This is a genomic window from Noviherbaspirillum sp. (assembly GCF_036563305.1).
Lineage (GTDB): Bacteria > Pseudomonadota > Gammaproteobacteria > Burkholderiales > Burkholderiaceae_D > Noviherbaspirillum.
The window spans coordinates 377,498-390,544 of sequence record NZ_DATCMQ010000014.1; the positions used below are offsets into that span (position 1 = coordinate 377,498).

General features: G+C 65.2%; 14 protein-coding genes. 7 read left to right on the top strand and 7 right to left on the bottom strand.

Annotation, left to right across the window (positions count from 1 at the left end; genetic code table 11):
- Positions 1-19 precede the first annotated feature (19 nt).
- Entirely contained in the window at positions 20-1,234 is a 1,215-nt protein-coding gene (locus VIM12_RS14530) for an MFS transporter (RefSeq protein ID WP_331942376.1), read from the top strand.
- Positions 1,235-1,531: 297 nt separating this feature from the next.
- Here the strand turns inward: VIM12_RS14530 and VIM12_RS14535 are convergent, their stop codons facing one another.
- From VIM12_RS14535 to VIM12_RS14555, 5 genes are all read right to left on the bottom strand, one after another.
- Entirely contained in the window at positions 1,532-2,440 is a 909-nt protein-coding gene (locus tag VIM12_RS14535) for an NAD(P)-dependent oxidoreductase (RefSeq protein WP_331942377.1), read from the bottom strand.
- 141 nt (positions 2,441-2,581) lie between these two features.
- Positions 2,582-3,139, bottom strand: coding sequence for an N-acetyltransferase family protein (locus tag VIM12_RS14540; protein ID WP_331942378.1), 558 nt, complete (start codon positions 3,137-3,139; stop codon positions 2,582-2,584).
- A 16-nt stretch (positions 3,140-3,155) separates the two neighbouring features.
- Positions 3,156-3,896 carry an SDR family oxidoreductase gene (locus tag VIM12_RS14545; protein ID WP_331942379.1) on the bottom strand — a complete coding sequence of 247 codons (741 nt, stop codon included), beginning with the start codon at positions 3,894-3,896 and terminating at the stop codon, positions 3,156-3,158.
- On the bottom strand, positions 3,893-4,861 hold the full coding sequence (locus VIM12_RS14550) for a LysR substrate-binding domain-containing protein (protein ID WP_331942380.1): 969 nt from the start codon (positions 4,859-4,861) through the stop codon (positions 3,893-3,895). The genes VIM12_RS14545 and VIM12_RS14550 overlap by 4 nt, the downstream gene beginning before the upstream one ends.
- Positions 4,862-5,306: 445 nt before the next feature.
- Positions 5,307-5,819, bottom strand: a complete 513-nt coding sequence (locus VIM12_RS14555; protein WP_331942381.1) for an Lrp/AsnC family transcriptional regulator — start codon at positions 5,817-5,819, stop codon at positions 5,307-5,309.
- A 212-nt stretch (positions 5,820-6,031) separates the two neighbouring features.
- Here VIM12_RS14555 and VIM12_RS14560 point away from each other — a divergent pair, with 212 nt between their 5' ends.
- The 5 genes from VIM12_RS14560 (at position 6,032) to VIM12_RS14580 (ending at position 10,768) form a co-directional block, all read left to right on the top strand.
- Positions 6,032-6,868 carry a CmcJ/NvfI family oxidoreductase gene (locus VIM12_RS14560; protein WP_331942382.1) on the top strand — a complete coding sequence of 279 codons (837 nt, stop codon included), beginning with the start codon at positions 6,032-6,034 and terminating at the stop codon, positions 6,866-6,868.
- A 45-nt stretch (positions 6,869-6,913) separates the two neighbouring features.
- A complete protein-coding gene (locus VIM12_RS14565; protein ID WP_331942383.1) occupies positions 6,914-7,588 on the top strand; it encodes a 2-hydroxychromene-2-carboxylate isomerase in 675 nt (224 codons plus the stop codon).
- The gene (locus tag VIM12_RS14570) at positions 7,581-8,357 is read left to right on the top strand and encodes an enoyl-CoA hydratase-related protein (RefSeq protein ID WP_331942384.1); all 777 of its coding nucleotides are present in this window, start codon (positions 7,581-7,583) and stop codon (positions 8,355-8,357) included. Before VIM12_RS14565 ends, VIM12_RS14570 begins: the two co-directional genes overlap by 8 nt.
- Positions 8,358-8,534: 177 nt before the next feature.
- Positions 8,535-9,743, top strand: coding sequence for an MFS transporter (locus VIM12_RS14575; protein ID WP_331942385.1), 1,209 nt, complete (start codon positions 8,535-8,537; stop codon positions 9,741-9,743).
- Positions 9,743-10,768, top strand: a complete 1,026-nt coding sequence (locus VIM12_RS14580; protein ID WP_331942386.1) for an alpha/beta hydrolase family protein — start codon at positions 9,743-9,745, stop codon at positions 10,766-10,768. Before VIM12_RS14575 ends, VIM12_RS14580 begins: the two co-directional genes overlap by 1 nt.
- Here VIM12_RS14580 and VIM12_RS14585 read toward each other — a convergent pair.
- Positions 10,765-11,283: a cupin domain-containing protein gene (locus VIM12_RS14585; RefSeq protein WP_331942387.1), complete on the bottom strand. Its 519-nt coding sequence runs from the start codon at positions 11,281-11,283 to the stop codon at positions 10,765-10,767. The genes VIM12_RS14580 and VIM12_RS14585 overlap by 4 nt on opposite strands.
- 115 nt (positions 11,284-11,398) lie before the next feature.
- Positions 11,399-11,935, bottom strand: coding sequence for an RBBP9/YdeN family alpha/beta hydrolase (locus tag VIM12_RS14590; protein WP_331942388.1), 537 nt, complete (start codon positions 11,933-11,935; stop codon positions 11,399-11,401).
- Between the two features lie 402 nt (positions 11,936-12,337).
- On the opposite strand from VIM12_RS14590, the gene VIM12_RS14595 reads away from it, so the two are divergent.
- Positions 12,338-12,949, top strand: coding sequence for a LysE family translocator (locus VIM12_RS14595; protein WP_331942389.1), 612 nt, complete (start codon positions 12,338-12,340; stop codon positions 12,947-12,949).
- The last annotated feature ends 98 nt before the right edge of the window (positions 12,950-13,047 follow it).

Here is a 13,047-nt window from a genome sequence, read left to right on the forward strand (position 1 = left end):
ACCTGAAAGGACACACCGAATGCGTATGCAACTATCGCGGCCAGATCCGCTGCTGCTCGTGCTGCTGGGCGGCGCCATCATGGGCCTTGCGCTCGGCGCACGCCATGTACAGGGGCTGTTCCTGATTCCCCTGACGACGACGCATGGCTGGAGCCGCAGCGACTTTGCGTTTGCCCTTGCGCTGCAAAATCTTGTCTGGGGGCTGGCCCAGCCTTTCACCGGGATGATCGCGGATCGATTCGGTTCGGTCCGGGTGATCTTCGGCGGATGCCTGCTGTATGGATTCGGGCTGTATTGCATGTCGCAGGCAACGACAAGCGGGCAGTTCGTCGTCAGCGCCGGCCTGCTGGTTGGCGTCGCCCTGTCGTGCACCTCCTTTGGCGCGGTCTACGGCGCACTCAGCCGCATCCTGCCCGCGGAACGTCGGGGCTGGGGTCTCGGCCTGGCCGGCGCTGCCGGGGGACTGGGACAATTCATGTCGGTGCCAGTGGCGCAGAGCGCCCTGGGCAGCATGGGGCCCGTGGATACGCTCGTCATGCTGGCGATCGCCATGACTGTGCTGTCGGTCTTTGCGTTTCCGCTCAACGACAGGAACGGCATCGGCGAAAGCAGCAGCCCGCCGCAAACGATGCGATCCGTCCTGCGTGCGGCCCGCGCGCACAAGGGATTCTGGATGCTGGGCATCGGCTTTCTTGCCTGTGGCTTCCAGCTTGCTTTCATCGCGACACACCTGCCGGCCTATTTGCTGGACCGCGGACTAGGCGGACAAAGCGCGATGATTGCGCTGGCGTTGATCGCCATGGCAAACGTTGCCGGCACCTATGCCTGCGGCCTGCTGGGCAACCTGGTACGCAAGGCGCAACTGCTCGCCTGGGTATACCTGGCGCGCTCGCTGGCGATAGCATGCTTCGTCATGCTGCCCCTGAGTGAAGCGACGCTGTATGTCTTTTCGTTCATCATGGGGCTGCTGTGGCTGGGCACCGTACCGCTTACCAGCGGGGTGGTGGCGCAGATTTTCGGCGTGCGTTATCTCGCCACGCTGTTCGGTTTCGTCTTCTTCGGCCATCAGGTCGGCAGCTTTCTCGGCGTCTGGCTCGGCGGCCTCGTCTTCGATGCCACCGGATCCTATGATGCGGTCTGGTACGGCGCGGTCGCGGTCGGCCTGGCGGCGGCGCTGTTGCACTGGCCGATACAGGAGACGGCCGTTCCCGCCCCTGCGGAACAGCCGGCCTGAGGGGGCGAGATGGCCGCACTGTTAGCCTATGTGTTCTTCATCCTGTCGATGGGGTGGGCGTTCCTGCAGATGATGCGCCCATCCATGTCGATGCTTTTGCTGGCCGCGTATCATCTTTGCTGACAGCCTGCGCCGCCGTGCTTGCACGGCCCCCTCACGCCGGCTGTGCCGACGCGGATCGTCGCGATCGCCGCGTCGCGCTGAATCAGATCGCGGAGGAAGCCGGGATGCCGGGACGGCAGACCGCATTGTTGTCGGCGCGATGCCTGCCAGTCCCGGAGCAAACGCATGGCCGATCTATGCGTCCGGTACCGTCGCCTGTCCGGCGAGCTGCTGTGTCCGCGCCTCGATTGCCTTGATGACGGCGATCATGTCCGCTTTTCCGTTGCCCTGCTGCGCCGTCTCGCTGTACAGGACATGGCAAACGTCGAGGAGCGGGGATGCCATGTTTGCTGCCCGTGCGGCCTGCGCGACCAACTGGTTGTTCTTGAGGACGTCGAGGATCGATGCCTGCACCTCGAAGTCCGCGGCAAGCAGTTTGGCGGCCTTGATCCGGGAAACGTTGCTCGCCATGGGACCGGCCTCGAGTATCGCGACGAACTGCCGCATGTCGAGGCCGTGCACCTGCGCGAAGTGCGCGGCCTCCGTCAATCCCGTTACCATCGTGATCAGGAAAAGGTTGACGGCGAGCTTCATCAGCAGCGCCGAGGGCACCGCGCCGCATGCCACGGCTTCGCGACACATGGGCTGCAAGTAGGGACGCACCGCCGCGACGCTGGCGTCGCCGCCGGCAAGCATGGCCACCAGCTGGGCGTCTTCAGCCGGCTTGCGGGATCCCGACACCGGGCACTCCACGTAACGCCCGCCCGCAGCCAGGATGTCCGCCTCGAGGGAACGCGAGTATTCGGCGGAAGTGGTGCCCATGTGGACAATGGTGTGGTTGCGCACCGTGGCGGCGAAGGCCGCGGTCGTGCGCCCGAGCACAAGATCGATCGCGGCGGCATCCGCCAGCATCAGGAAAACTATGTCGGCCTGTCGGAACACGTCCTCCGCGGTGTCGGCCACTGTGGCGCCGGCGGCCTGCAGCGGCGCGCACCGTTCCACAGAGCGGTTCCAGACGACCAGTGAAACGCCGGCGCGCGCCAGGTTGAGCGCCATCGGTTGCCCCATGACGCCAAGTCCGATAAAACCTGTTCGCTTCTGCATACTTGCCTCCTTCGATATGGATGAAAACGTGGGAGCGCCACTGCGCGCAATCGACGCGGGTCGCGGCGCGGCCCGCAGTGGACGAAAGGCGGGGCACCAGGCTGCCGCCGTCCACCGGCCAAGCCGGGTAGGCTTGCCAGGCTATCGGTGCAAGGCCAGCACCGAACCAGGGCGGCTCCTGCCGCCGAGCTCCTGCAGACTGATTTGCATCAGGCAGGTATCCAGCCACCGACCGAACTTGAAACCTACGCGTTCAAGCTTCCCCGCATGACGAAATCCGAGGGATTCGTGCAGCCGTATCGATGCCCGGTTCTCATCGCCGCCGCCGATCACCGCGACCATCTCGGCGAAGCCGCTTTCCCGGCACCTGTCGACGAGATCCAGCAGGAGCATCTTGCCCACTCCCCTGCCGGTCGCCTCGGGTCGAAGGTAGACCGAGTTTTCCACGGTGTGCAGATAGGCCTCCCGTCCGCGGTAGCGGCCGCCGTATGCATAGCCGAGCACGTCCCCCTCCTGTTCTGCCACCAGATACGCCCCGCTGAAGGACAGGACATCGCGCATGCGTTCCCGCAGCGCCTCCACGTCCGGCGGGGTCAGCTCGAACGTCGCCGTGCTGCGGCGGACGTAGTGCGCGTAGATCGACTGGATCTCGGGGAGATCGGCCGCGACTACTTGCCTGATCCGTATCGGTTCCGTCATGGGATGCGGCCTCGGTTCAGAGCCCGCCGGCGCAGCGGATGGTGGTGCCGGTGACGTAGGACGCGGCCGGCGACAGCAGCCACAGGACCGGTGCCGCGATTTCATCGGGAGTGGCGAGGCGTTGCATGGGGATTTTCGGTGCGACGCGCGCCGGGCGATCCGGTTCTCCCGCTGTTGCGTGGATGTCGGTGAGCGTCGACCCCGGCGCGACGCCGCATACCCTGATCCCTTCCGCTGCAAGCTCCCGGCCGAGGCCGAGGGTGAAGGTTTCCACGGCGGCCTTGCTGGCCGCATAGTGCACGTACTCGTGCGGGCTGCCGGTTGCCGCGGCAATCGACGAGATATTGACGATGACGCCCCTGGTCGCTGTCCGCCTGAAGGAACGCACTGCAGCCCGGCAGCAGTGCATGACGCCCAGCACGTTGGTGCGCATCACCTGCTCCACGGCGGCCGGGTCGGCATCCAGGTAGCTGCCGAGTCGTCCAGTGATGCCGGCGTTGTTCACAAGCCCGGTGAGCGTGCCCAGCTCCGTTTCCACCAGGGCAAACATGCGCTCGACTTCCGCGGGGTTGCCGACGTCGGCCTGGACGGCCAGTGCGGTTCCGCCGGTCTTGCGGATCGCTTGCGTCAGGGCGGACGCGGCCGCAGCATCCCGCTGATAGTTGACAGCGACCACGTAGCCCTGGGATACGGCTTGCCGTGCGATTGCCGCGCCAATGCCGCGACCCGCGCCGGTGATGATCAAGACCTTGCTCATGTTTCCTCCAGGGTGATGCGGGACGAGCAGATGCCGTCCCGGATAGGGCCACGACGCGTGGCGGTGTTCGTCTCGTCTGCCTGCTCCAGCAGCCAGTCTCTGAACTGCCGGACTTCCTGCCGTTGGCCGCCCGGCGCCTCCACCAGCCAGTAGCCGTAGTCGTCGATGTCCAGTCTCTCGCTTGCGTCGGCTACCAGCCGGCCATCTTCCAGCATGGGATGCAGCAGGCCGAGGCGTCCGAGCGCGACACCGTGCCCGGCGAGGGCGGCCTGGACGACCTGGTCGTATTGGTTGAAGTGCAGGCAGCCGCGCGTCCTGCGGAGCGCGTGACCGCGAATGCGCAGCCATTCGTTCCAGCGTAACCATGGCCTGCCCCTGTCATCGAGTTCGAGCAGCACATGGTCATCCCAGTGCGCGATGCCCCGGTAGCCGCCGGTTGCCAGGGCGGGGGCAGCAACCGGCACGATCACCTCCTTGAACAGAGGAATGGCGCTGCGCGGCGCCACGGAATCCGCGCAGTAGCGGAGCGCAAAGTCCACGCCCTCGCGCTCCAGGTCCACTACGCGGTTGTCGGCGGTCAGGCGGACATCGATGGCCGGGTAGCGCGCCTTGAATGCCCCCAGGCGCGGCAGGAGCCAGAGGGAGCAGACGCCGTGACTGGCGGAGATCGTGACCGGATTGGCGCGCCCCCTGCGGGCGTTCTCGGCGAACTCGGCAAACTGATCCATCCAGGGAGACGCGAACTGGAATAGCTGTTCTCCCACTTCGGTCAGGACGATGGCGCGGTGCCTGCGCACAAAGAGTTGCTGGGACAGCCGCTCTTCAAGCGAGCGGATCTGGCGGCTGACGGCGGACTGCGTAAGGCAAAGGTCCTGCGCCGCCAAGGTGATGCTTTTGCGCCGGGCGGCCGCGACGAAGCCGCGCAGGGCATCGAGCGAAGGCAGGGAAGACAGTTTTGCTTGCATGCGTTCTTCATTCTGGTTGGTTCGCCTTGATTGCGGAAGAGCTATCCCTGCCGCGTGAAGTATCATGCTGCACCCCGGAGCATTCTTGAATGGCAAGATCCCGCTTCTCAGGCCTCTCCGCCGTGAAAAGCAAGGCAGGATCTTTGACGCACGTTGCATTCCAAGGCGCAGGCGCGCGGCGAAAAAGGGACCCGTGCAAGCGGCTTGTCACGGGTCCGAATCCGGCCTTGCAGGCCGAAGGAGAGCGCAAAAATGGACGACGGCAAGCCTCCCGCTCCAACACGGTCGGCGCCGGCGATGCCGGTGTCCGTGGGCATGGACGTCTTCCAGCCTTGCAGTGCCATTATTCGGCTGGTCCGAGTTGTACGGCAAACGTAAAACGCGCATGGAATCCATGCGCGGACCGCATGCATACAGCGGAGCGCCGTGACCGGATCGAGAAGGGTCAGGAGCGGACCGGCAAGTCTTCCTGGCCGAGGGCGACGGACATCGCCGCGCGGAGTGTGGCCAAAGTGACCGGCTTGTCGGGTTCATGCCTGAGGACGATGGCGGTCTTGACTGCCCCGAAGCGGGCAATGGAGTCGACGATCGGTTCGAGCGCGGTCGGCGACGGCACCACCACCTTGAGTATGAAGCAGTCCTCCCCGGTCACCCGATCGACCGCCAGCACGTGCGGCATCTCTCGAAAGCGCTTGAGACAGGTCTGGATGTGCTGGTGCGTGGTCTGCAGTCGGATGAAGGCCGTCATGCCCAGCCCGAGGGCGGCCGGATTGATCCTGGCGGTGTAGCCCGTGATGACGCCCTTCTCTTCCAGGCGCTTGACGCGCTCCGATATGGCAGGTTGGGACAGGCCGGCCATGCGGCCGAGTTCCGCAAACGAAATCCGTGCATTGGCTTGCAAGGCTTCGACTATCGTCATGTCTACGCTGTCGAATGCCAGTCGTGTCTGAAGCTCCATTTGGTCGTTTTCCCTGCTGATCACCACCGCTAGCTTACGATATTTTCCGCCGGCCCGGTCTCCATGTCGCCGACGGGGGGCCATGCGCCGGGTGCATCCCGTCCATGCTGAAATAGCAGCGATGGTGGACCCGCGTCTTCCTATACTTCCCTGCATGCACGCGGTGGCGCCTGCGATCCACCGCGCGCCGTCACAGGAAAGGGAGGCACGGTATGGAAATAAGGTCGCGCAAGGAGTGGGTCACCGGGCACCTGAATTATGTGCTGCCTGACGTCGAGAGACCGTACGTGTACATGTACGATCCGGGACCCGGACATCCCGCAACCAATTGTCGGTATGAATCCGTCGCCTGCGCGGTTCTGGACGCGCGCAGCGTGCCACGGCAGGGTCGCTTCAGCGCGACGGGATTCACTTTGTGCGAGGCAGGCTCGGCAGTGGATGATTTTTACGATGCAGACCAGGTGACGCAGCGCTATTACCGCGAGGTCGAAGACCTCGCGCTGCAGCTGACCGGCGGGCGGGATGCCGTCGTATTCGATCATCTCCTTCGCGAGCGTGAGAAGGGACGCCCGGCACTCGGCTTCGGTCGCCACGGAGACGGATCCCGGCCCGCCGCCGTCGGAAGGGTCCATAACGATTACTCCGATGCTGCCGGCATGCGCCGGCTGCGCATGGTCAAGCCACTGGCGGACGCCGCAACGCCCTTCCTGATCCTGAACTTCTGGCGGCCGGTGCTTTACCCGGCGATCGACACGCCGCTGGCGGTGTGCGCGGGGGACACCGTTGGTCCCGCGGACTGGATGGCAGCCGAGGTGATCTATCCGACTCGGCGCGGCGAGATCTATCTGTCACGCTATTCCCCGCATCACCGGTGGTACTACTACCCGGAGATGGGGACGGACGAAGTGCTTGTTTTCAAGACCTACGACTCCCGCGCGGACGAACCGGCGCGCATGGTGCCGCATTGCGCGTTCGATGATCCTTCCACTCCGCCCGATGCTCCCCTGAGGCGAAGCATAGAGGTGCGCTGCCTCGTGACGCTGGCCTAGCGGCCGCGCCCATTCAATCTTCAACTCGCCAGCCAGGAGGTATCCATGACCGTATCAACACCCGAGCCGAAATGCATTGCGTTCTGGTTCGAGTTTGGCAGCACTTACAGCTATCTGTCGGCAATGCGCATCGAAGCGCTGGCGCAAGCCTCGGGAGTGCGCGTCCTTTGGAAGCCATTCCTGCTGGGGCCGATATTCAAGGAGCTTGGATGGTCGACGTCGCCTTTTGTCCTGCAAGAGGAGAAGGGACGGTACATGTGGCGGGACATGGCCAGGCGCGCCGAAAAGCAGGGACTGGCGTTCAGGCGGCCATCGGCTTTTCCACGCACGGCCCTGTTACCCCTGCGGGTGGCTTTGCTGGGCACGGAAGCGCCGTGGATCGGAAGCTTTTGTCGCAGGGTGATGGTGCAGAACTGGGTTGAGGACAGGGAGATCGATACGCGCGAAAGCGTGCTCGCCGCGCTCGAAGGCCTGGTCGACAACCCGCCTGCGCTCGTGGCAATGGCCCACACGGACGCCAACAAACTGGGGTTGCGGCGGCAGACCGAGGAGGCACGCCGTCTCGGGATTTTCGGCGCGCCGACCTTCTTCGTCGGGAGCGAGATGTACTGGGGCGATGATCGGCTCGAGGACGCGCTGGAGGCCGCCGTGTCACGCAGCGACGCTGCGTGTGCCGACGGCTGTCAGGCAGTCAGAAGGGAGGACGGCGCGCATGCGTGACGACTTGCTGGTGACGGCTGCGGTGCAGGATGGCGTGGGTATTGCAACGCTCCGGCGCCCTGCCGCGAAAAATGCCTTGTCCGTGAAGCTGGTCGCGGCGCTCACCTGCGTGCTGGAGACTTTCGAGTCCGACCGGGAGGTGCGCGCGATACTGCTGGCGGGGGAAGGCGGATGCTTCGCTGCCGGCGCAGACATCAAGGAGATGCTGCCGCTGACCGTCCAGGATGTGATTGCCGGGGATTTCGCAGGCTGTTGCACGCGTCTCGCTGCCGTTAAAAAGCCTGTTGTCGCCGCCGTGGACGGGTTTGCGCTCGGCGGCGGCTGCGAGCTGGTCGAGGCCTGCGACATCGTGATTGCCTCCGTCGACGCCGTCTTTGCCCACCCCGAGGTGCGCCTGGGCACGATGCCCGGTGCGGGAGGCACCCAACGACTGCCGCGGTCGGTAGGCAAGCACCTGGCCATGGATATGCTGCTTACCGGACGGCAGCTGACAGCAGACGAGGCGCTGCGTTTCGGCCTGGTGTCCCGGGTGGTGCCGGCCGGTGAGCTGAGGGCGACGGCGCTGCGCGTCGCAGCCGACGTCGCCTCCTTGTCCGGGCCGGTCACGCAGATGATCAAGCAGGCCGTCTGCCACGGCCTGAACGAACATGACGGCCCGGGGTATGCGCTGGAGCGCAAGCTGTTCCATCTCGGCTTCGCGCTGGAGGATCGCCGCGAAGGCATGCAGGCTTTCCTGGAAAAACGCCCACCCTCGTTCCGGCATCGATAGGCCAGGCGCGGTCACTGCAATTCGTCGTTGTGCCGCGCCTTCCATGCGCGTGCTGCATGCCATCCATGTGAAATGCTCGCTTGTCGCGCCAGCGGGTGTCCGGAAGAATCGGGCCAGGAACTGACGGCGGCCCTTCATGCCGGCGCGGCCTGTCATGCTCAATCAGCGAAAGACACGATGACCTTCTCGAATCAGCAGCTCTGGCTGTTCTGCCTTGCCCGTGCGCTGCTGTCGATGATCTTCACCGCCTATTCCGGCATCCTGACCTTTGCTGCACTGGAATGGCAATTGACGGCGACCGCCGCGTCGTCGATACAGTCGGGATGGCACGTCTGCTACCTGTTTTCCCTGTTCGTTGCGGGATTCCTGTCGGATCGCTTCGGCGCCGAGCGGGTCTTCGTCTGCTCCGCCGTGTTGTCTTCCATTGCCGCGCTCTTGTTCGCGCTGTTTGCCGTCGACTACGCTTCGGCCCTCCTCCTGTATGCGCTTGCCGGACTTGTATCCGGCGGCACCTACACCTCGGGCCTGGCACTGGTGTACCGCGTCGGCGACGAGCGTACGCGGGGTCGGAACATGGGAATGTTTCTCGGCGCGGCATCCCTCGGCTATGCCGGCGGCTTGCTGCTGATCGCGCTCGCCGCACAATTTGCCGCCTGGCGCCACGGTCTGCATCTGATTGCAGGCGCTTCCTGGTGCGGCGCCGTGCTGTCGGTGTGGTGCCTGCGTGGCTTGCCACGATCCGACACCCGGGACGTGCACGCAAGCTCGCTGTTCGCTTCACTCCGCTCGGTGCTCAAGGACAGGCAGGCCATGTCCATCAACTGGGCCTACATGTTTCATTGCTGGGAGCTGTTTGCGCTTTGGGCCTGGACCCCCGCCTTCCTTGCGTACGTGTTCCAGGAGCGCATGGGAATGGCCGCCAGTTTTGGTGTCCTTGTTGCGGGGTGCGCTCATTTCGTCAGTGTCCTTGGCAGCGTCGCCGGCGGTGCGGCCTCCGATCGCTTTGGACGCCTGCGGTCCATCGCGGTCATCGGGACGATCAGCGCGCTGGCTTCAGCCGGCGCCGGCTGGACAGCCTACTGGCCGATCTGGGCCATGTGCGCCTACTTCGGCCTGTACAGCCTCTTTGCCATCGCGGATTCGCCGATCTACTCGACCGCGCTGGCCGAGACCATTCCTGCCGATCGCCTGGGCGTCGCGTTCTCGGTGCGCTCCGTCATGGGATTTGCGGCCGGTGCCGTCAGTCCGCTGATCTTCGGCTTGCTGCTGGACCAGCATCGGCAGGGGGGACAGGAGGCGGCGACCGCCTGGATCGTCGCCTGGAGCTCGCTCGCCGTTGTGTCCGCCCTCGTGCCAGTCGTCTGCTTTCTTGTGGTACGGAAGTGATGCGCTCGTTCGCCACGCGCCTGCTGCATGGATTGGTCGCCTTCTATGCTGCATCGCAGGGAGGCGCACTTGCCGAAACCTTCGCATTCAACGCCGGCATCAGCATCACACGCCTTGCAGATCCGGTCGGCGGCGGCACGATGCAGGCGGCCCTCTTCTACCCGGCCGACGGCCCGGTCCAGCCACAACGGTTTGGCCCCTACCTGGTGCAGGCCGGCGCGGGCGCAAGGCCGGCTGCAGGGCCGTTTCCGGTCGTGCTTTTGTCCCACGGCAGCGGCGGCGGTATGTTCAGTCATCACGATACTGCCACGCACCTTGCCCGCAACGGGTACGTCGTCGCCGCCCTCGAACATCCCGGTGACAACTACCGGGACCAGAGGGGACAAGGAAGCGATCTGGTCGTGGCCGGACGTGTAATGCAGCTCTCCGCACTGCTCGACCAGTTGCTTGCGGACGCGGCGTTTTCATCGCGACTGGACCCGACGCGGGTCGGCGTGGCGGGCTTCTCGGCAGGCGCCTCGTCGGCGCTCCAGATGGTGGGCGCCAGGCCGGACTTCGCCTTGCTGCCGCGGTATTGCGCCTGCGCGTCTGCAAGCGTCCTGTGCGAAGGCGGCGGGCGAATCCGCTTTTCCCAACCGCCGCTGGTGGCTCGACCCGACCCGCGGGTCAGGGCGGCCTTCGTCATGGGCCCGATCGGCGCGTATTTCGGCCCCGAGGGCCTGGCGCAAGTCGGGCAGCCAGTCGCGATCTTTGCCGCCGGGGCGGACGAGGTGTTGCCCCATGCGGACAACGCGGCCAGGGTGCGCACCCTGTTGCAGACCGTCCGCCGGTACGTCGAAGTCGACCGCGCGGGGCATTTCGTGTTTCTGGCGCCCTGCTCCGCTGAATTGGTGGTGGCCGCGGCGGCGATCTGCAACGATCCGCCCGGTGTCGACCGCATCAAGGTACACGAGACACTCAACACCGGCGCGGCTGCGTTCTTCGGGGAGGCGCTGGCCACCGGCCGGGCCGGATCCGGGCGCTAGTACGCCTGCCCATCCTTGTGCAGGAAACGCCAACGTCCGTCGGCGTCGAGCACGGCGTCAAGATCGTCGTCTGGATAGCGCACCTGGTCCCCCGGACGCCTGTCGCCCACTTCGATGTACCAGACGTCTTCGCCGGACCGGTTGATCAGGTGGTGCGCGTCGTCCGCGCCCGCGGCGAAGCCGGCGCACATGCCTGCCTGCAGTTGCAGCTCGCCCTCGTCGGTGACCAGGACCGGTTCGCCCGAAAGAATGTAGACGAACTCGTCTTGCCGGCTGTGCGCATGGCGCAGGGCCGAGACGGCGTGCGGGGGCAGACGGGTGAGGTTCACACCGAAATTGGACAGGCCGAAAAGATCCCCCAGCGGGCGCTTTTCACGGCCCGCCATGCGCGATGCAAACGGTTCGGGATAGTTGGAAGGCTTGAGGCGCGGCGCCGCGTCGCGGGCAACAATGGCCCTTGGCCTGTTGGTTGGACGGGTATGCTTGTCGTCGGGTGTCTCTGTCGTGTCGGTCATGCTGCGCCTTTCCGGAATGTTCAGGTTGCCTGCCATGCTGGGCGGGATGGCCGCGGCATCCGTTCTCATGCGGAGGCTGCCGCAACCGTTCCCGGCGCCCGGGGCAAGTCCTTGACTACCGTACGAGACCGGCCACGAAGGCGTCAAGCACGCCGCGGCCGTAGTGCCACTCGCCCAGGCCGCTGGAGGCGTTGATGTGCCCGTGGTTGCCGACGGCGACAAATGCGGCGCCCCACTGTTCCGCGGTCGCGCGCGCGTAGGGCTGGCTGCCGTACGGATCGTCCTGGCTGGAGACGACCAGCGCCGGGAAAGGAAGCCGACTGCGCGGCACCTCGGCGAAGGACCGTGCTTCCAAGGGAAAATTCGGCCCTTCCGGGTCGGGCACGGATACGAGCAAGGCGCCGCGGATAGGCATGGAGGTCCTGGTTGCCCAATGCGCGACGAGCAGGCAACCCAGGCTATGTGCGACCAGGACAGGCGGATCCGGCGCCTCGCGTACTTTCTGCTCCAACGCGCTGATCCAGTCGGCCAGCAGAGGGCGGTCCCAGTCGGCGGGTTGGAACCGTACCATTGACGGGTCGGTTTTCTCCCACAGCGACTGCCAGTGTGCGTCGCCGGAACCGTAGATGCCGGGAATAGTGATGATGCGCATAGGTGTGCTCATTCAGAGTTGGCGGAGCAACCATCATGCGACGGGCGGCGGATTTTTGGGATGGGAATCTCAAGCCTGGAAGCCGGCTTTTCCGGGGAATGCAAGGTTTGCTGCCCCCGCGGCATGCGATCGTACATCCTTCCAGGGGAATGCTGCCTTCCTCTGCGCACCTTCCATGCAGCGGCGGCATGCAACGCATGCACACCCGTCGGTTGCCCCGGTCGCGCCGGCGCGCCAGAATCGCATGCGGGCGTTACGAGATGATATACGCGTGGCCCGAAGCCGTACCAGAGGTTTGACCTGCACCTTCCTGCGCAGGTCCTTTTTTCTCCCTTCGCGATGCGGCCTTCTCTACCGGGCCTTTTGCATCGCCGTGGAGAGCACTGACAGGAACCCAGACGCATGCCCGTATACGCCGCCCAGGAAGCCGTTTTGCAGCTTGCCGTCTTCGCGCTGTCGGCGGCGCTCTCTCCCGGTGGCGCGACCACCCTCGCTACTGCGTCGGGTGCCCGGTTCGGCTTCCGGCGGTCGCTGCCGTTCGTGATCGGCGTTGCGGCAGGGATGGCGTCGCTCACCGGCACCGCGGCCCTCGGGCTTGCAAGCGTACTGCTCGCGCTGCCATCGATGCAGCTGGCGTTGAAATTGCTCGGCTCTCTCTACCTGGTTTGGCTGGCTTGGAGAATAGGCAGCGCCGGGGCGCCGGCATTGGATACCGGCATGGCAAGGCCGATTGGCTTCCTTGGCAGCCTCGGGCTGTTATGGCTCAATCCGAAAGGGTGGGTGGTGGCACTAGGTGCGGCGGCCTCCTTTTCCTCGGTGGCGGCGGGGCCGTGGCAGCTGGCGACGCTGATCGCAGTCGCTTTCGGCTTGGCGGCATTGCTGTCGATGGCGTTGTGGTGCTACGCCGGCCTGGTCTTCGCTCGCTTGCTGAAAACGGATCTGCACTGGAGACTTGCGAATGGAACCCTTGGCTTGCTCCTCGCCGGCTCCGTCATCCAGATCTGGCTGGAGTAGTCGAATGGATGAGGTTGACAGAGCAGCGCCGAAGCGCCGTACGCGCAACAGGAGAATGGCATGGAAAAATGGAATGGATGCCGAAGAAGCCTTTCTGT